The 21,384-nt window shown below is 72.9% G+C and carries 3 pseudogenes; all 3 read right to left on the bottom strand.

The features are described 5' to 3' along the window. Positions 1-1,974, bottom strand: a pseudogene (locus ADL08_RS34095) (type I polyketide synthase); the annotation flags it as partial. Positions 1,975-2,035: 61 nt separating this feature from the next. After that, positions 2,036-12,844: pseudogene (locus ADL08_RS39305) on the bottom strand (SDR family NAD(P)-dependent oxidoreductase). A gap of 97 nt (positions 12,845-12,941) precedes the next feature. After that, positions 12,942-21,272 (bottom strand): annotated as a pseudogene (locus tag ADL08_RS34085) (type I polyketide synthase); the annotation flags it as partial. Positions 21,273-21,384: the final 112 nt, after the last annotated feature.

The raw sequence follows: 21,384 nt of genomic DNA, 5'->3' as shown, positions 1-21,384 counted from the left end.
CCCCCGCCACATGCGCGGCGGCAATCTCACCGATCGAGTGCCCGGTCAGGATCTCGGGCTTCACGCCCCAGGACTCGATCAGGCGGTAGAGAGCGACTTCCAGGGCGAAGAGCGCCGGCTGCGTGTTCCCGGTCTCGTCCAGACCCTCACCCGAGAAGATGATCTCGCGGAGGCCTTCGTCCAGGTGCGACAGGACTTCGTCGAAGGTCTTGGCGAAGGTGGGGAAGGCTTCGTACAGCTCCTTGCCCATCCCGGCCCGCTGAGCACCCTGACCCGTGAACATCACGCCCACCCGGCCAGAACCAGCCACACCCTCGACCGTCTCGTCCCCGACGACGACCGCCCGGTGCTCGAACACCGACCGCGACGACACCAGCGACGCACCCACATCCACAGGACGGGCATCCGACTCGGCCGTGAAGGCACGGAGCCGCTCGATCTGGCCCCGCAGCGCCCCCTCCGTACGACCGGAGATCACCCACGGCACCACCACCGGAGCCACACCCCCGTCCAGTACGGCCTCGGGCTCCGGCGCCTGCTCCACTCGGGCTCCGGCGCCTGCTCCAGTACGACGTGCGCGTTCGTCCCGCTCACGCCGAACGACGACACCGCCGCGCGACGCGGGCGGCCGGTCTCCGGCCAGGCGCGCTGTTCGGTCAGCAGCTCGATCTCGCCCGCCGACCAGTCGACCTCGGGGGAGCGCTCCTCGGCGTGGAGGGTCTTCGGCAGGACGCCGTGGCGCATCGCCTCGACCATCTTGATGACGCCGCCGACACCGGCGGCGGCCTGCGTGTGGCCGATGTTCGACTTCAGCGAGCCGAGCCAGAGCGGGCCCCGGTCGCCGCGCTGGCGTCCGTACGTGGCGAGCAGGGCGTCCGCCTCGATCGGGTCGCCCAGGCGCGTGCCCGTGCCGTGGGCCTCGACCACGTCGACGTCGGCCGGAGTGAGGCGGGCGTTCTCCAACGCCTGGCGGATGACCCGGCGCTGGGAGGGGCCGTTGGGGGCCGTGAGGCCGTTGGAGGCGCCGTCCTGGTTGATGGCCGAGCCCCGCAGGACGGCGAGGACCTGGTGGCCGTTGCGGAGTGCGTCGGACAGGCGCTCGACGAGCAGCATGCCGACGCCCTCGCCCCAGCCCACCCCGTCCGCGTCGGCGGAGAAGGACTTCGACCGGCCGTCGGGCGCCAGGCCCCGCTGGCGGCTGAACTCCACGAAGGTGCTCGGGGTGTGCATGACCGCCACGCCGCCCGCGAGGGCCATCGAGCACTCCCCCGCCCGCAGCGCCTGCGCCGCCAGGTGGAGGGCCACGAGCGACGACGAGCACGCCGTGTCGACGGTGACCGTGGGGCCGGTCAGGCCGAAGGAGTAGGCGAGGCGGCCGGAGATGACGCTTCCGGCGTTGCCGGTCATCAGGACGCCTTCGAGCTCCTGCGGGATCTGGCGCACGGGCGGGGCGTAGTCGTAGTACATGACGCCCGCGAACACGCCGGTGTCGGTGCCGCGCACGGCGGCCGGGTCGATGCCGGCGCGCTCGAAGGTCTCCCACGTGGTTTCGAGCAGCAACCGCTGCTGCGGGTCCATGCCGAGCGCCTCGCGCGGCGAGATGCCGAAGAAGGCGGGGTCGAAGGCGTCGGCGTCGTGGAGGAAGCCGCCCTCGCGGGTGTAGCTCTTGCCCGTGCGGTCGGGGTCGGGGTCGTAGAGGTCCTCGTCCCAGCCTCGGCCGGTCGGGAAACCGGATATCGCGTCCGCGCCGTCGGCGACGAGCCGCCACAGGTCCTCGGGCGAGGCCACGCCGCCCGGGTAGCGGCAGGCCATGCCGACGATGGCGATCGGCTCGTCGCCCCGGGACTCCAGCTCCTGTATCCGCTGGCGGGCGCGCCGGAGGTCGGCGGTCACCCGCTTCAGGTAGTCGACGACCTTGTCCTGTGTTCCTTGCTGGCTCTGCGGGCTCTGCGGGCTCTGCTGGCTTTCCTGCACCTGTGTCACTTCCTCTGCCGCGAGGGGCGAATACGTCGAAGTTTCCGAATATTCCGCGACCTCACGCGAGGTCGAACTCTTCGTCGATGAGATGGAGCAGCTCGTCCACGGTCGCCGTGTGGATGTCGTCCTCCGACGCTCCGGCCTGCTTCGCCGGTCCGGCGGACTCGCGCAGGCGCAGCAGGATCTTCTCCAGCCGCTCGGCGGCGGCCTCGTACTCTCCCGCGCGGTCGGATGCCGACCCCGACGCGGCGAAGCTGGCCTCCAGCCGGTCGATCTCCTCCCCGAGGGTTCCCACGGGGGCCGTGCCGCCCAGGACGGGAATCTCCTCCGCGAGGTGTCCGGCGACGGCGGCCGGCGTCGGATAGTCGAAGACGAGCGTCGCCGGGAGGCGGAGACCGCTCATCGCGTTCAGCCTGTTGCGGAGTTCGACGGCGGACAGCGAGTCGAATCCCAGCTCGTTGAACGCGCGGTTCTGGTCCACCGCCTCGGGCCCCGCGTGGCCGAGGACGGCCGCGACCTCGACGCGTACGAGCTCCACCAGCGTCGTCCCGCGCTCGGCGGCGTCGAGTCCGGAGAGCCGCTGCGCCAGCGAGGTGCCGTCCGCGCCGCCGGTGGCCGTGCCGGTGGCGACTCCGGCCGTTGCGGCGGAGCCACGCCGGGTCGCCGTCCGTACGAGACCGCGCAGCAGCGACGGCAGGCCGTCGCCGAGGGCGCGCAGGGCGGCGGTGTCGAAGCGTACGGGGGCCAGCAGGTTGCGGTCCTCGGCGACGGCGGTGTCGAACAGCGCCATCCCCTCGTCCTCGGACATGGGCGTCACTCCGCCCTTGGCGACGCGCTTGCGGTCGGCCTCGTCGAGGTGTCCGATCATCCCGTTGGCCTGGGCCCACAGGCCCCAGGCGAGCGAGGTGGCGGGCAGTCCGAGCGAACGCCGGTGCTGGGCCAGGGCGTTCAGGAACGCGTTGCCGGCGGCGTAGTTGGCCTGTCCGGGCGGGCCGAGGATGCCGGAGACGGAGGAGTAGAGCACGAAGGCGCGCAGTTCCGGGACGAGTTCGCGCGTCAGCTCGTGCAGGTTCCACGCGGCGTTGACCTTGGGCCGCAGCACGGTGTCCAGCTGCTCGCCGGTCATCGACGCGACGATGCTGTCGTCGAGGACGCCGGCCGTGTGCACGACGCCGGTCAGCGGGTGCTCGGCCGGTACGGCGGCGATCACCTCGGCCAGGGCCGCGCGGTCGACCACGTCGCAGGCCGCCATCGTGACGCGGGCGCCCAGGCCGGTGAGCTCCGCCTCCAGTTCGGCCGCGCCAGGCGCCCGGCCGCCGCGCCGGCTGAGCAGGAGGAGGTGGCGCACGCCGTGCTCGGTGACCAGGTGGCGGGCGAGCAGCGCGCCGAGGCCGCCGGTGGCGCCCGTGATCAGCACCGTGCCGTCGCCGCCCCAGGGGGACTCCGCCGCCGGGGCGCCGGCCTGCGTCCTGGCGAGGCGCGGGGTGAGGACCCGGCCGTCGCGGATCGCCAGCTCGTGCTCGCCGGTCGCGAGCGCGGCCGGGAGCAGCCGGGCCGGGGAGCCCGAAGCGTCCGGGTCGCCCAGGTCCGCGAGGGCGAACCGGCCGGGGTTCTCGGTCGCGGCCGAACGGAACAGGCCCCAGGCGCCGGAGAGCGCCAGGTTCTCCAGCCGGTCGCCGTCGTCGGCGGCCACGGCGTCACGGGCCACCAGGACCAGCTGCGAGGCGGCGAAACGGTCGTCGGCCACCCATGCCTGGACCAGCTCCAGGGCCCGGTGCGTGAGCGTCCGGGCGGTCTCGCCGAGGTCGCCGGCTTCGGAACCGGAGAGGGGTACGAGAACGACGGGGGGCACTGCGGTGCCCGCGTCGACCGCCGCGCGGAGGGCGGTGAGGTGCTCGTAGGAGGGGAGGGGGACACCGATCCCGGTGCTTTCGGTGCCGAGAACGGCCCAGTGCGCCATGGCCGCCGCCGTCTCCTCCTCGCCGCTGACGTCGTCGGAGAGCGGGACGGGGGTCCAGTCGACCTGGAACAGCGACTCGTGGTGGGTGGCTCCCGCGCCGCGCAGCATCTCGGCGGAGACCTCGCGGGACAGCAGGGTGCCCACCGTCGCGACGGGGGCGCCTGCCGGGTCGGTCATCACCAGCGAGACCTCGTCGAGCCCGGTCTCGGCCTTCGTGCGGACCAGCCGTACGCGGAGCGCGGTGGCACCGGCACTGTGGACGGTGACGCGCGACCACGAGAACGGCAGGCCCGGCTGCCCGTCCGCCTCCGCGACGCCCGGCAGCAGGATGTGCAGGGACGCGTCGAGCAGGGCGGGGTGGAGGGCGAAGCGGGCCGCCTCGCCGTGCTGCTCCTCCGGCAGGACGACGTCGGCGTACAGCTCGCCGTCCGCCGCCCGCCAGGCACGGGCCAGGCCCTGGAAGGCAGGCCCGTACCCGTAACCCCGCTCGTCCAGGCGCCCGTAGAGGTGGGTGAGGTCGATCTCCTCGGCCCCCGCCGGGGGCCACACGGCCGGGCTTTCGGCCGCGGGAGCACCGCCGTCGGTCAGGGTGCCGGTGGCGTGCTGGATCCAGGGCTGCTCCTCGCCGTCGGAGCGCTCGGGACGGGAGTAGATCGCGAGTTCACGGCCCGTGACGGTGATCTGGAGCTGGACGGCCCCGTGCTCGGGAAGGACGAGCGGTGCGGCGAGGGTCAGCTCCTCGACCGTGTCGCAGCCGATCCGGTCACCGGCCTGCGTCGCCAGAGCTCCACGAACGCCGTCCCCGGCAGCAGGACGGTCCCGAACACCGCGTGATCCGCCAGCCACGGGTGCGTACGGAGCGACAGCCGGCCCGTCAGGACCGCACCCTCGCCGTCCGCCAGCTCGACGGCCGCCCCCAGGAGCGGGTGCTCGGCCGAAGCCAGCCCGGCGGACACGACGTCCCCCTTGTCGGCCGGAGGCAGAAGCCAGTAGCGCTCGTGCTGGAAGGCGTAGGTGGGGAGGTCGACGGGGCGGGCGCCGGAGCCCTCGTAGTACGCCTTCCAGTCGACCGGCGTGCCGTTGACGAAGAGGCGGGCGAGGGCGGTGACGAGCTGCTGGGGCTCGGGACGGCCCTTGCGGAGGACGGGGATGCCGTTGGCCAGGGCCGACAGGACACCGTCCGGGCCGAGTTCGAGGAGGTTTTCGACACCCTGGGCCTCGATGGTGCGGACCGCGTCGGCGAAACGGACGGGGCGGCGGACATGCTGCACCCAGTAGTCGACCGACTGAAGTTCTTCAGTGGTGATCTGGCCGGTGACGGTGGAGACGATCGGGATACGAGGCGTACTGAACGACAGCCCCGCCACCACGGCACGTAAGTCCTCCAGCATCGGGTCCATCAGCGGCGAGTGGAAGGCATGGCTCACCGTGAGCTGCTTGAACTTCACGCCCAAGGACTGCGCGATCTCCAGCACGACCGCCTCGACACCCGCGATGACCACCGACTCGGGACCGTTGACGGCGGCGATACCGACGGTCGCTTCGCGGCCCGCCAGCAGCGGCAGAACCGCCTCCTCCGAAGCCTGTACGGCCACCATCGCGCCACCGGCGGGAAGCGCCTGCATCAGACGACCACGGGCCGACACCAGCGTGCAGGCGTCCTCCAGGGACAACACCCCCGCCACGTGCGCGGCGGCGATCTCGCCAATGGAGTGTCCGGTCAGCACCTCGGGCCTCACGCCCCAGGACTCGATCAGACGGTAAAGGGCTACCTCGAGGGCGAAGAGGGCCGGCTGCGTGTTGCCCGTCTCGTCCAGACCCTCGCCCGAGAAGACGACCTCCCGGAGATCGCCGTCCAGGTGCGACAGGACCTCGTCGAAGGCCTTGGCGAAGGTGGGGAAGGACTCGTACAGCTCCTTGCCCATCCCGGCCCGCTGAGCACCCTGACCCGTGAACATCACACCGACACGGCCAGAACCGGCCACGCCTTCCACGGTCTCGTCCTCGATGACGACCGCCCGGTGCTCGAACACCGACCGCGACGACACCAGCGACGCGCCCACATCGACGGGACGGGCATCCGACTCGGCCGTGAAGGCACGGACTCGCTCGATCTGGTCCCGCAGCGCCCCAGCCGTACGACCGGAGATCACCCACGGCACCACCACCGGAGCCACACCCCCGTCCAGTACGGCCTCGGGCTCCGGCGCCCTCGGGCTCCGGCGCCTGCTCCAGTACGACGTGCGCGTTCGTCCCGCTCACGCCGAACGACGACACCGCCGCGCGACGCGGGCGGCCGGTCTCCGGCCACGCACGTGCTTCCGTCAGGAGTTCGATCTCGCCCGCCGACCAATCGATCATCGGGGAGGGTTCGCCGACGTGGAGGGTCTTCGGGACGAGGCCGTGGCGCATCGCCATGACCATCTTGATCACGCCGGCCGCGCCGGCCGCGTGCTGCGTGTGGCCGATGTTCGACTTCAGGGAGCCGAGGAGCAGCGGCTGCCCCTCCGGCCGCTCCTGGCCGTACGTGGCGAGCAGCGCCTCCGCCTCGATCGGGTCACCGAGGCGCGTGCCCGTGCCGTGGGCCTCGACCACGTCCACGTCCGCGGGGGTGAGGCGGGCGCCGGCGAGGGCCTGGCGGATGACCCGCTGCTGGGAGGGGCCGTTGGGGGCCATGAGGCCGTTGGAGGCGCCGTCCTGGTTGACGGCCGTGCCCCGGACGACCGCCATGACGTGGTGGCCGTTGCGGCGGGCGTCGGAGAGGCGTTCGACCAGGAGGACGCCGACGCCCTCGGCCCAGCCGGTGCCGTTCGCGTCGGCGGAGAAGGCCTTGCAGCGGCCGTCGGGCGCGAGGCCGCGCTGCCGGCTGAACTCCACGAACAGCGTGGGCGTGGACATCAGGAGCGCGCCGCCGGCCACCGCGAGATCGCACTCGCCCGACCGCAGCGCCTGCGCCGCGAGGTGCAGCGAGACGAGCGACGACGAGCACGCCGTATCGAGGGTGATCGCGGGTCCGGTCAGCCCGAGGTGGTAGGCGATGCGGCCGGAGGCGATGCTGTTGGCGCTGCCGGTCAGCAACTGGCCCTCGTAACCCGGCACTTGGGCGAGGACGCCGCCGTGGTCCTGGCCGCTGACGCCGACGAACACGCCGGTCTGGCTGCCGCGCAGCGACACCGGGTCGATGCCGGCGCGTTCGATGCCCTCCCAGACGGTCTCCAGGAGCAGTCGCTGCTGCGGGTCCATGCCGAGCGCCTCGCGCGGCGAGATGCCGAAGAGGGCGGGGTCGAAGCGGTCGACTCCGTCGACGAAGCCGCCCTCGCGGGCGTAGCTCTTGCCCTTGGCCTCCGGGTCGGGGTCGTAGATGCCCTCGGTGTCCCAGCCCCGGTCGGTGGGGAAGCCGGTGATGGCGTCCGTGCCGTCGGCGACGAGCCGCCACAGGTCCTCGGGGGAGCCGACGCCGCCGGGCAGGCGGCAGGCCATGCCGACGATGGCGATCGGGTCGTCGTCCGTCCCCGTGCCGAAGTTCCTCGGAACGGCCGTGGTCGTGGACTCCGCCCCGCTGCCCACGAGTTCGGTGTTCAGGTGGTGTGCGATGGCCGCCGGGGTCGGGTGGTCGAAGATCAGCGCGGCGGAGAGGCGCAGACCGGTGGCCGCGTTGAGCTGGTTGCGCAGTTCGACGGCGGTGAGGGAGTCGAAGCCGAGCTCCTTGAAGGCGCGGTCCCGGTCGATGGCCTCGCGGTCGCTGTGTCCGAGGACGGCGGCGACGTGGCCGCGTACGAGGTCGACGAGGACGCGTTCGCGTTCGGTCCCGGTCAGGGCGGCGAGCTGCTGGGCGAGCGTGGACGGGGCCGCCGTGCCGCCGGCCGCCGTGCCGCGCGGGGGCGCGACCCGTACCAGGCCCCGGAGCAGTGCGGGCAGGCCGCTGCCGAGGGAGCGCAGGGTGGCGAGGTCCAGGCGGGTGGGCAGGGCCCAGGCGAGTCCGGCGCGGACGACCGTGTCGAACAGCGCCATGCCGTCGTCCTCGGTCAGCGGCAGCATTCCGGCGCGGGCGATGCGGGTGACGTCGTTCTGCGAGAGGCTTTCGGTGATGCCGCCCGTCTGCGCCCACAGGCCCCAGGCGAGGGAGGTCGCGGGGAGTCCGGCCGCGCGGCGGTACCGGGCCAGTTCGTCGAGGAAGGCGTTGGCGGCGGCGTAGTTGGCCTGGCCGGGGCCGCCGAAGGTGGCGGCGGAGGAGGAGTAGAGGACAAAGGCGGTCAGGCCGAGGTCCGCGGTGAGTTCGTGGAGGTTCCACGCCGCGTCGACCTTGGGCCGCAGGACGTTCTGCAGTTGCTCGGGGGTCAGGGTCGCGGCGATCGCGTCGTCGAGGACGCCGGCCGTGTGCACGACGCCGGTCAGCGGGTGTTCGGCAGGTACGGAGGCGAGTACGGCCGCCAGGGCCTCGCGGTCGGCGACGTCGCAGGCGGCGAGGGTCACGCGGGCGCCGAGCCCGGTCAGTTCGGCGGCCAGCTCGGCGGCGCCGGGCGCCCGGTCGCCGCGCCGGCTGACCAGGAGGAGGTGGCGCACGTTGTGCTCGGTGACCAGGTGACGGGCGAGCAGGGTGCCCAGGTCGCCGGTCGCGCCGGTGATGAGGACCGTGCCGTCGGGCCCGAAGGGCGCCCGGAGGGGGGTCCGGTCGTAGGTCTGGTCGTGGGTCTGGTCGGGGGTCCGGTGGCGGGCCGGCTCGGTGTCCTGGGCCGGGATGCGGGCGAGGCGGGGGGCGAAGGCGTCGGGGCCGCGCAGGGCCAGTTCCGGTTCGCCGGTGGCGAGGGCGGCGGTGAGGGCGGCGGTGAGCCGGTCCTGTGACGCCTCGGCCGTGTCGAGGTCCAGATCGAGGAGGACGAAACGGTCCGGGTTCTCGGTCTGTGCCGTACGGACCAGACCACGGACGCCCGCCAGGGTGGGGTCACCCGCTCCGAAGGGATCGGTGGCGACCGCGTGGCGCGTCACGACGACGAGCTTGGAGTCGGCGAGCCGGTCGTCGGCCAGCCAGCCCTGGACCAGTTCCAGGGCGTGCAGCGTGGTGGCGCGCGTCCGCGCGGCCAGGTCGGTACCGGCCGGGTCCCGCTCGGAGAGGAACGGCGCCAGGACGACGGACGGGACGGGGCCGCCCGCGTCGAGGGCGGCACGGAACGCGGCCCAGTCGGCGTGGGCGTGCACCCCGGACTCGATCCCGGCCCCGGACTCGATCCCGGTCCCGGCCCCGGACTCGATCCCGGTCCCGGTTCCGGTCCCGGTTCCGGTCCCGGTCAGCAGGGGGGCGTCGGGCGCGTCGCCCAGGACCGCCCAGATGGGCTCCGCGTCGCCGGAGGGCTCCTGGGAGGTGGCGGTCACCTTGGTCCAGTCGACCCGGAAGAGGGCGTCGGCGCCGCCGCCCGCGCCCCGCAGCGCCTCGGCCGAAACGGCACGGGACAGCAGCGAGTCGACGGTGACCACGGGCGCGCCGGTGCCGTCGGCGGCGACGAGCGAGAGCGTGTCGGGGCCGCGCGGTGTCAGGCGGACGCGCAGCACGGAGGCACCAGTGCTGTGCACGGTCACGCCCGACCAGGAGAACGGCAGACCGCCCTGCCGCTCGTCGTCGATGACACCGCGCAGCAGCGGGTGGAGCGCCGCGTCGAGCAGCGCGGGGTGGAGGGCGAACAGACCGGCTTCGGTGCGCCGCTCGTCCGGCAGGGCGACCTCGGCATACACCTCGCCGTCGCGCTGCCACACCTTGCGGAGGCCCTGGAAGGCGGGGCCGTAGCCGTGGCCCCGCTCCACGAGGCGTTCGTAGGCACCCTCGACGTCCACCTCGACGGCCCCGGCCGGCGGCCAGACCACCAGGCCCTCGGAGGTACGGGTGCCACCGGCCACCAGGGCGCCGGTGGCGTGCTGGGTCCATGGGTGCTCCTCGCCGTCGGAGCGGTCGGGGCGGGAGAAGACCGCGAGCTCACGGCGCCCGGAGTCGTCGGCCGCGCCGACGGTGATCTGGAGCTGCACGGCGCCGCGCTCGGGAAGGACGAGCGGCGCGGCGAGCGTCAGCTCCTCGACCGTGTCGCAGCCGACCCGGTCACCGGCCTGCGTCGCCAGCTCCACGAACGCCGTACCCGGCAGCAGCACCGTGTCCAGGATGGCGTGGTCGGCCAGCCACGGGTGCGTCTGGAGCGACAGCCGCGCGGTCAGCACGAGCCCGTCGCCGTCCGCCAGTTCGAGGGCGGCACCGAGCAGCGGATGCCCGGCGGCGGAGAGCCCGGCCGAGGTGACGTCCCCGATGCCCTGGGCGGGGAGCAGCCAGTAGCGCTCGTGCTGGAAGGCGTAGGTGGGGAGGTCGACGGGACGGGCGCCGGAGCCCTCGTAGTACGCCTTCCAGTCGACGGACGCGCCGTTGACGAAGAGGCGAGCCAGGGCGGTGACGAGCTGCTGGGGCTCGGGGCGGCCCTTGCGGAGGACGGGGATGCCGTTGGCCAGGGCCGACAGGACGCCGTCGGGGCCGAGTTCGAGGAGGGCGTCCACGCCCTGGGCCTCGATGGTGCGGATCGCGTCGGCGAAGCGGACGGGGCGGCGGACGTGCTCCACCCAGTAGTCGACCGACTGAAGTTCTTCGGCCGTGGCCGCCTGGCCGGTGACGGTGGAGACGATCGGGATACGAGGCGCGCTGAACGACAGCCCGGCCACCACGGCACGGAAATCGTCCAGCATCGGCTCCATCAGGGGCGAGTGGAAGGCATGGCTGACGGTGAGCTGCTTGAACTTCACGCCCAAGGACTGCGCGATCTCCAGCACGACGGCCTCGACACCCGCGATGACCACTGACTCGGGGCCGTTGACGGCCGCGATACCGGCTTCGGCCTCACGCCCGGCCAACAGCGGCAGAACCGTCTCCTCCGACGCCTGCACGGCCACCATCGCACCACCCGAAGGCAGGGCCTGCATCAGACGACCACGAGCGGAGACCAGCGTGCAGGCGTCCTCCAGAGACAGAACCCCGGCCACATGCGCGGCGGCGATCTCACCGATCGAGTGCCCGGTCAGGATCTCGGGCTTCACGCCCCAGGACTCGATCAAGCGGTAGAGGGCGACTTCGAGGGCGAAGAGGGCCGGCTGCGTGTTCCCGGTCTCGTCCAGACCCTCCCCGGTGAAAATGACCTCCCGAAGCGACGGCTCCAGGTGCGACAGAACCTCGTCAAAGGCCGCGGCGAAGGCGGGGAAGGACTCGTACAACTCCCTTCCCATCCCGGCCCGCTGAGCCCCCTGCCCGGTGAACATCACGCCCACCCGACTAGAACCAGCCACGCCTTCCACGGTCTCGTCCCCGACGATCACCGCCCGGTGCTCGAACACCGACCGCGACGACACCAGCGACGCACCCACATCTACAGGACGGATACCCGCCTCAGCCGCATAGGTACGAACCCGCTCGACCTGGTCCCGCAGCGCCCCCTCCGTACGACCGGACACCACCCACGGCACCACCACCGGAGCAACACCCTCCCCCGGTACGACCTCGGCCTCCGGCGCCTGCTCCAGCACCACATGCGCGTTCGTCCCGCTGATCCCGAACGACGACACCGCCGCCCGGCGCGGGCGGTCCGCGTCCGGCCAGGTGCGCGCCTCGGTGAGGAGTTCCACCGCGCCCGCCGACCAGTCGACCTCGGGGGACGGTTCGCCCACGTGAAGGGTCTTCGGGACGACGCCGTGGCGCATCGCCATGACCATCTTGATGACACCCGCGACACCGGCCGCCGCCTGCGTGTGGCCGATGTTCGACTTCACGGAGCCGAGGAGCAGCGGCTGCCCCTCCGGCCGCTCCTGGCCGTACGTGGCGAGCAGCGCGTCCGCCTCGATCGGGTCACCGAGGCGCGTGCCCGTGCCGTGGGCCTCGACCACGTCCACGTCCGCCGCCGTCAGGCGGGAGTTCAGCAGGGCGTGGCGGATGACCCGGCGCTGGGAGGGGCCGTTGGGGGCCGTGAGGCCGTTCGACGCGCCGTCCTGGTTGATGGCCGAGCCGCGCAGGACCGCGAGGACCTGGTGGCCGTTGCGCCGCGCGTCGGACAGGCGCTCGACGAGCAGCATGCCGACGCCCTCGCCCCAGCCCACGCCGTTGGCGTCGGCGGAGAAGGACTTCGACCGGCCGTCGGGGGCGAGACCCCGCTGCCGGCTGAACTCGACGAAGGTGCCCGGCGTCGACATGACCGTCACACCGCCCGCGAGGGCCATCGAGCACTCCCCCGTCCGCAGCGCCTGCGCCGCGAGGTGGAGGGCCACGAGCGAGGACGAGCAGGCCGTGTCGACGGTGACGGCCGGGCCGGTCAGGCCGAGGTTGTAGGCGACGCGGCCGGAGGCGACGCTGCCCGCGCTGCCGGTGAGGATGTGTCCCTCGTAACCGTCGGGGATGTCGCGCAGCCGCAGGCCGTAGTCGCCGTACATGACGCCGGTGAAGACGCCGACCGCGGATTCCCTGACGGCGGCGGGGTCGATGCCGGCGCGCTCGAAGGTCTCCCAGGCGATCTCCAGGAGCAGGCGCTGCTGGGCGTCGACGCCGAGCGCCTCGCGCGGGCTCATGTCGAAGAAGGCGGGGTCGAAGGCGTCGGCGTCGTGGAGGAAACCGCCCTCGCGGGCGTAGCTCTTGCCCTTGGCCTTCGGGTCCGGGTCGTACAGGTCCTCGGCCCAGCCGCGCCGGGTGGGGAACGGCGTGATGGCGTCCGTGCCGCCCTCGACCAGGCGCCACAGGTCCTCGGGGGACGTGACGTCGCCGGGGTAGCGGCAGGCCATCCCCACGATGGCGATCGGTTCCTGGTTCTTCTCCTCGAGCTCCTGCAGCCGGTTGCGGGTCTGCACGAGGTCGGCAGTGACCTTCTTGAATACACCGAGGAGCTTTTCATCGTTCGACATGCGACGTTCCCCACCCATTCCTGTCAGCAAGTTGGCTTCTTACTTCGACACACCGGCCGCATTCACCGCACCGGCCGCACCCATCGCACCGATCGTGCTAGTCGAAGGTGATTCCGAATTCCTTGCCGACGAATTCGTACAGTTCCTCGGCCGATGCCGATTCCAGCTCTTCCGCCACGGCGGCGCTTTCCGCCGCTCCCGCCGTGCGGTCCCCGGCGTCCCAGGCGGACATCAGGGCTTGCAGCCTGACCCTGGTCTGACCACGGGCGATGTCGTCCAGCTCCGCTCCGGTCAGCGCCGCCTCCAGGGCCTCGATCCTTTCCAGTACGAGCCGTTCGGGAGACACACCGGAGTCGACGAGTTCCGTCCGCAGGTGTTCGGCGAGCGCCTGCGGTGTCGGATAGTCGAAGATGAGCGTGGCCGGCAGGCGCATTCCGGTCTCGGTGTTGAGCCGGTTGCGCAGATCGACGGCGGTCAGGGAATCGAAGCCGAGTTCCTTGAACGCCCGCTCGGGGTCGACCGTGTCCTGCCCGGCGTGACCGAGCACGGTGGCGACCTGCGCGCACACCAGGTCCCGCAGCAGCGCGCCCTGCTCGGCCTCGGCCAGGCCTGCCAGCCGCTGGGCCAGGGCCGACTGCCCCTGCCCGCCGGCACCACCGGCGCCGGTGCCGCTCGCCGTCCCCCTGCGGGGTGCGAGGCGGACCAGGCCGCGCAGGACGGCGGGCAGGGCGTCGCCCTGGGCCCGCAGCGCCTTGACGTCCAGCCGGAGGGGCAGCATCCAGGCGGTCCTGGTGCGGTTCTCGGCGGAGAGCGCGGTGCTGAAGAGGGACAGGCCGTCGTCGGCCGTGATGGGCAGGAGGCCGGCGCGGGTCATGCGCTGGAGGTCCGCCTCGCCCAGGTGGCCGGTGATGCCACTGGCCTCGGCCCACAGGCCCCAGGACAGCGCCGTCGCGGGGAGGTCCGCGCGCCGGCGGTGCTCGGCCAGGGCGTCCAGGAAGGCGTTGGCGGCGGCGTAGTTGCCCTGGCCGGGGGCGCCGAACACGGCGGCCGCGGACGAGAAGAGCACGAACGCCGTGAGCGGCAGGTCCTCGGTCAGCTCGTGCAGGTTCCACGCGCCGTCGACCTTGGGCCGCAGGACGCCGTCGACCCGCTCGGGCGTGAGCGAGCCGATGACGCCGTCGTCGGCGACGCCCGCCGTGTGGACCACGCCCCGCAGGGGGTGCGCGGGCGGGATCGACGCGAGCAGGGCCTCCAGGCCCGGTCGGTCGGCGGCGTCGCAGGCGGCGACGCGCACGTCGGCCGCGCCGAGCGCGGTCAGCTCGGCGACCAGCTCGGCCGCGCCGGGAGCCCGGTCGCCGCGCCGGCTGGTGAGCAGCAGGTGCCGTACGCCGTGGGCGGTGACCAGGTGGCGGGCGAGCAGCGCGCCGAGCACGCCGGTCGCGCCGGTGACCAGCACCGTGCCGTCGCCGTCGAAGACCGGCTCCCGCTCCTCCGCGACGGACGCGCCGGACGCGCCGGACGCGACGGACGCGACGGACGCGACGGCCATGCGGGCGAGCCTCGGGGCGTACAGTTCTCCGTCCCGTACGGCCAGCCGGGGCTCTCCGGCGACCGGCGCGGCCAGCAGGGCGGCGCGCGTCTCCGTGTTCTGCGCGCCCTCCGTGACCTCCGCGCTTTCCTGGAGGTCGAGCAGGACGATCCTGCCGGGGTTCTCGGTCTGCGCGGAGCGCAGCAGTGCCCAGGCGGAGGCGAGGGCGAGGTCGCCGCTCTCGGCGCCACGGGCGGCCACGACGAGCGTGGAGTCCTCCAGCCGCCCGTCCGCGAGCCACGCCTGCGCCAGTTCCAGCGCGCGGTACGTCGCGTCCCGTACGGCCCCGGGGACGTCGGCGTTCCCGCTCGGCGCCAGGGACACGAGGGCCACGGGCGGGACGGCCGCACGGCCCCTGTCCACCGCTTCGAGCAGCGCGGTGACGTCCGCGTACCGCCGGAATCCGTCCCCCGTGCCTTCGGGGAGGGTCGATGCGGCCGCGTCGCCGAGCAGGACCCAGTCGTCGGTGCGGCCCGCGGCCGGGGCCCGCCCGCCGGGGACCTTCGTCCAGTCGACCTGGAACAGCGCGTCGTGGTAGGTCGTGCGGGCGGTGGTGAGCGCGTCGGCCGACACCGTGCGCCACAGCAGGGAGTCCGCCTCCGCGACGGGCTTGCCGGCCGCGTCTGCGATCACCAACGACACGGTGTCCGGCCCGGTCGACACGAACCGTACGCGCAGCTCGGCCGCGCCGGTGGCGTGCACGGTGACACCGCCCCAGGAGAACGGCAGGGCGGGATCGGACGCGTCCTCCAGGGCCTTGAGCATCACGGCGTGCAGGGTCGCGTCGAGCAGCGCCGGGTGCAGGGTGAAGCGGCCGGCGTCCGCGTGCTGCTCCTCGGGCAGGACGACCTCGGCGTACACCTCGCCGTCCCGCCGCCAGGCGCGCCGCAGGCCCTGGAACGCGGGCCCGTAGTCGTAGCCCTGCTCCACGAGGCGCTCGTAGGCGCCCTCGACGTCCACCTCGACGGCCCCGGCCGGCGGCCAGGCCGCCAGGTCGGCGGGCACGGACGCGGCCGCCGCCGTCAGCACGCCGGAGGCGTGCCGGACCCATGCCTCGTCGGCCCCGTCGTCGCCCTCGGGCCGCGCGTGGACCGCGAGGGTGCGGCGCCCGGAGTCGTCGGCCGCGCCGACGGTGATCTGGAGCTGTACGGCGCCGCGCTCGGGAAGGACGAGCGGCGCGGCGAGCGTCAGCTCCTCGATCCGGTCACAGCCGACCCGGTCACCGGCCTGGACGGCCATCTCGACGAAGGCGGTACCGGGCAGGAGCACGGTGCCGGCGACGGCGTGATCGGCCAGCCAGGGGTGGGTGGCGAGGGAGAGCCGCCCGGTGAGCACCAGGCCGTCGCCGTCCGCCAGTTCGACGACGGCCCCGAGCAGCGGATGCCCGGCCGTCACCAGCCCGGCCGACGCCACGTCCGCCGTGTCGGCCACGGGGACGAGCCAGTACGAATCCCGCTGGAAGGCGTAGGTGGGGAGGTCGACGGGACGGGCGCCGGAGCCCTCGTAGTACGCCTTCCAGTCGACTGGCGTGCCGTTGACGAAGAGGCGGGCGAGGGCGGTGACGAGCTGCTGGGCTTCCGGGCGGCCCTTGCGGAGGGTGGGGATGCCGTTGGCCAGGGCGGACAGGACGCCGTCCGGGCCGAGTTCGAGGAGGGCATCCACGCCCTGGGCTTCGATGGTCTGGAGGGCATCGGCGAAGCGGACGGGGCGGCGGACGTGCTGCACCCAGTAGTCGACCGACTGAAGTTCCTCGGCGGCGATCTGGCCGGTGACGGTGGAGACGATCGGGATACGAGGCGTACTGAACGACAGCCCCGCCACCACGGCACGGAAGTCCTCCAGCATGGGCTCCATCAGGGGCGAGTGGAAGGCGTGGCTGACCGTGAGCTGCTTGAACTTCACGCCCAGCGTTTGGGCGATCTCCAGCACGACGGCCTCGACACCCGCGATGACCACCGACTCGGGCCCGTTCACGGCAGCGATACCGGCTTCGGCCTCACGCCCGGCCAACAACGGCAGAACCGTCTCCTCAGAAGCCTGCACGGCGACCATCGCACCGCCCGAAGGCAGGGCCTGCATCAGACGACCACGGGCCGACACCAGCGTGCAGGCGTCCTCCAGGGACAACACCCCCGCCACATGCGCGGCGGCGATCTCACCGATCGAGTGCCCGGTCAGCACCTCCGGCTTCACACCCCAGGACTCCACCAGACGGTAAAGGGCGACTTCCAGGGCGAAGAGGGCCGGCTGCGTGTTCCCGGTCTCGTCCAGACCCTCACCCGAGAAGATGATCTCGCGGAGATCGCCGTCCAGGTGCGACAGAACCTCGTCAAAGGCCGCCGCGAAAGCAGGGAAGGACTCATACAGCTCCTTGCCCATCCCGGCCCGCTGAGCACCCTGCCCCGTGAACATCACACCGACACGGCCAGAACCAGCCACACCCTCGACCGTCTCGTCCCCGACGATCACCGCCCGGTGCTCAAACACCGACCGCGACGACACCAGCGACGCACCCACATCCACCGGACGGGCATCCACCTCAGCGGCGTACGCACGGACCCGCTCCACCTGGTCCCGCAGTGCACCAGCCGTACGACCGGACACCGCCCACGGCACCACCACCGGAGCAACACCCTCCTCCGGTACCACCACGCTCTCCGGCGCCTGCTCCAGCACCACATGCGCGTTCGTCCCGCTGGCGCCGAAGGAGGACACCGCCGCGCGGCGCGGGCGGCCGGTCTCCGGCCACGTGCGCGCTTCCGTCAGCAGCTCGATCTCGCCCGCCGACCAGTCGATCAGGGGCGAAGGCTCCTCGACGTGCAGGGTCTTCGGCAGGACGCCGTGGCGCATCGCCTGGACCATCTTGATGACGCCGCCGACACCGGCCGCCGCCTGTGCGTGGCCGATGTTGGACTTCAGCGAGCCGAGCCACAGCGGCCCCTGGTCGCCGCGCTCCTGCCCGTACGTGGCGAGCAGGGCCTCCGCCTCGATCGGGTCGCCCAGACGCGTGCCCGTACCGTGCGCCTCGACGGCGTCGACGTCGGCCGGAGTGAGACGGGCGTTGGCGAGGGCCTGGCGGATGACCCGCTGCTGGGAAGGACCGTTGGGGGCGGTCAGACCGTTCGACGCGCCGTCCTGGTTGACGGCCGAACCACGGACGACCGCCAGGACCTCGTGGCCGTTGCGGCGGGCCTGGGAGAGCGGTTCGACGAGCAGCATGCCGACGCCCTCGGCCCAGCCCGTACCGTCGGCGTCCGCCGAGAACGCCTTGCACCGGCCGTCGGGAGCGAGCCCGCGCTGCCTGCTGAACTCGATGAAGGTGCCGGGCGTCGACATGACGGTCACGCCGCCGACGAGGGCCATCGAGCACTCGCCGGAGCGCAGCGCCTGCGCGGCCAGGTGCAGGGCGACGAGCGACGACGAGCACGCCGTGTCGACCGTCATGGCCGGGCCTTCGAGACCGAAGGCGTACGCGATGCGGCCGGCGACGACGCTGGCGGCGTTGCCCGTCATCAGGTAGCCGTCGACGCCCTCGGGCGCGCGGGTCATCATCGTCGCGTAGTCGGCGCCGTTGCCGCCGGCGAAGACGCCGACCTGGTCGCCGCGCACCGTCTCCGGGTCGATGCCGGCGCGCTCGAACGCCTCCCAGGCGGTCTCCAGGAGCAGCCGCTGCTGCGGGTCCATGCCCAGGGCCTCGCGCGGCGAGATCCCGAAGAAACCGGCGTCGAACCGGTCGGCTTCATGGAGGAAGCCGCCCTCGCGGGTGTAGCTCTTGCCGGAGCGGTCGGGGTCGGGGTCGTACAGGTCCTCGTCCCAGCCGCGGCCGGTGGGCAGCGGTCCGACGGCGTCGACGCCGTCGGCGACGAGCCGCCACAGGTCCTCCGGCGACGCGGCCCCGCCCGGGTAGCGGCAGGCCATGCCGACGATGGCGATCGGCTCGTCGCTCGTGCGGGTGGCGGCGAAGGTCCGTCGTACGGTGTCGGAGCCGAGCAGTTCGGACTTCAGGTACGCGACGACGGCCTGCGGCGTCGGGTGGTCGAAGCCGACCGTGGCGGGGATGCGGAGCCCGGTCGCCGCGCTGAGGCGGTTGCGCAGCTCGACGGCCGTCATGGAGGTCAGGCCCAGTTCGGTGAAGACCTGAGCGGCTCCGAAGGCGTCGGGGTCGGCGTAGCCGAGGACGCCCGCCAGCTGTTCGCGCACGAGCCTCAGCAGCCGCTGGTCCTGCTCGGCGTCACCGAGCCCGGCCAACTCCTCGACCAGCTCGGCGGTGCCGCCCTTGGGAGCGGTGCGGTGCTCGACGACCGGAGCGACGTACGTCCCGGAGGAGGTGGGCTCCAGCCAGTAGTTCTCGTGCTGGAAGGCGTAGGTGGGCAGGTCGACGCGGCGGGCGCCGGAACCTTCGTAGTACGCCTTCCAGTCGACGGACGCGCCGTTGACGAAGAGGCGGGCGAGGGCGGTGACGAGCTGCTGCGGTTCGGGACGGCCCTTGCGGAGGGCGGGGACGCCTCCGGACAGGACGGACAGGACGGCGTCGGGGCCGAGTTCGAGGAGATGGTCCACGCCCTGGGCCTCGATGGTGCGGACCGCGTCGGCGAAGCGGACCGGGCGGCGGACGTGCTGCACCCAGTAGTCGACCGACTGGAGTTCTTCAGTGGTGATCTGGCCGGTGACGGTGGAGACGATCGGGATACGAGGCGCACTGAACGACAGGCCCGCCACCACGGCACGGAAGTCCTCCAGCATGGGCTCCATCAGCGGCGAGTGGAAGGCGTGGCTGACCGTGAGCTGCTTGAACTTCACGCCCAACGCCTGGGCGATCTCCAGCACGACGGCCTCGACACCCGCGATGACCACCGACTCGGGGCCGTTCACGGCAGCGATACCGGCTTCGGACTCACGCCCGGCCAGCAACGGAAGGACCGTCTCCTCCGAAGCCTGGACCGCGACCATCGCGCCACCGGCGGGAAGCGCCTGCATCAGACGACCACGGGCCGACACCAGCGTGGAAGCGTCCTCCAGAGACAGAACCCCGGCCACATGCGCGGCGGCGATCTCGCCAATGGAGTGTCCGGTCAGCACCTCGGGCTTCACGCCCCAGGACTCCACCAGACGGTAGAGGGCGACTTCGAGGGCGAAGAGGGCCGGCTGCGTGTTCCCGGTCTCGTCCAGACCCTCGCCCGAGAAGACGACCTCCCGGAGATCGCCGTCCAGGTGCGACAGGACCTCGTCAAAGGCCTTGGCGAAGGCGGGGAAGGACTCGTACAGCTCCTTGCCCATCCCGGCCCGCTGAGCCCCCTGACCCGTGAACATCACGCCCACACGACCGGCCCCGGCCACGCCTTCCACGGTCTCGTCCCCGACGATCACTGCCCGGTGCTCGAACACCGACCGCGACGACACCAGCGACGCACCCACGTCCACCGGACGGGCATCCGTCCCGGCAACGTACGCACGGACCCGCTCCACCTGGTCCCGCAGCGCCCCAGCCGTACGACCGGAGATCACCCACGGCACCACCACCGGAACAACGTCCCCGGCGACCTCCTCCGAGGCCTCCGGCGCCTGCTCCAGTACGACATGCGCGTTCGTCCCGCTCACCCCGAACGACGACACCGCCGCCCGGCGCGGGCGGTCCGCGTCCGGCCAGGTGCGCGCCTCCGTGAGGAGTTCCACCGCGCCCGCCGACCAGTCGATCATCGGGGACGGTTCGTCGGCGTGCAGGGTGGCGGGGACGACGCCGTGGCGCATCGCCTCGACCATCTTGATGACGCCCGCGACGCCGGCCGCGTGCTGCGTGTGGCCGATGTTCGACTTGACGGAGCCGAGCCACAGCGGTTCCTGGTCGCCGCGTTCGCGTCCGTACGTGGCGAGCAGGGCCTCCGCCTCGATCGGGTCGCCCAGGCGCGTGCCCGTGCCGTGCGCCTCGACCACGTCCACGTCCGCGGGGGTGAGGCGGGCGCCGGCGAGGGCCTGGCGGATGACGGCCTGCTGGGCGCGGCCGTTGGGGGCGGTCAGGCCGTTGGAGGCGCCGTCCTGGTTGACGGCCGAACCGCGCAGGACGGCGAGGACCTGGTGGCCGTTGCGCCGCGCGTCCGACAGGCGTTCCACGAGGAGCAGACCGACGCCCTCGCCCCAGCCCGTGCCGTCCGCGTCGGCGGAGAAGGACTTGCAGCGGCCGTCGGCGGAGAGGCCGCGCTGGCGGCTGAACTCGATGAAGGTGCCCGGCGTCGACATGATCATGATGCCGCCGGCGAGGGCGAGGGAGCACTCCCCCGCCCGCAGGGCGCGGGCCGCGAGGTGGAGGGCGACGAGCGAGGACGAGCAGGCCGTGTCGAGGGTGACGGCGGGGCCGGTCAGGCCCAGGTGGTAGGCGACGCGGCCGGACATGATGCTGGAGGTGCTGCCGGTGAGGACGAGGCCCTCGACGCTCGGCGGGGCGTCCTGCATCCGGGGGCCGTAGTCCTGGCCGGTGGCGCCGACGAAGACGCCGGTCCGGCTGCCGCGCAGCGACAGCGGGTCGAGGCCGGCGCGTTCGACGGTCTCCCAGGCGACCTCCAGGAGCAGGCGCTGCTGGGGGTCCATCGCGAGGGCTTCGCGCGGCGACACCTCGAAGAAGGGCGCGTCGAAGTGTCCGGCTCCCGACAGGAACCCGCCGGCGCGGGTGTAGCTCTTGCCGGAGCGTTCCGGGTCGGCGTCGTACAGGTCCTCGGGCCAGCCGCGGCCCTCGGGGAAGGGGCCGACCGCGTCCGTGCCGTCGGCGACGAGCCGCCACAGATCCTCGGGGGAGCCGACGTCGCCGGGGAAGCGGCAGCCCATGCCGACGATGGCGATCGGCTCGTGTTCCCTCTCCTCGGCCTCGCGGAGTCGGCGGTGCGCTTCGCGGGCGTCGTTGATGGCACGCTTGAGGTAGTCGCGGAGTTTCTGTTCCTCAGCCACTCTGGTTCAGCCTCTC

The sequence above is a fragment of the Streptomyces sp. NRRL F-6492 genome (genome assembly GCF_001280125.1).
In the GTDB taxonomy this organism is placed as follows: domain Bacteria; phylum Actinomycetota; class Actinomycetes; order Streptomycetales; family Streptomycetaceae; genus Streptomyces.
The sequence above is the reverse complement of the archived record's forward strand: the minus strand, read 5'-3'. Positions and strand labels throughout refer to the sequence as shown.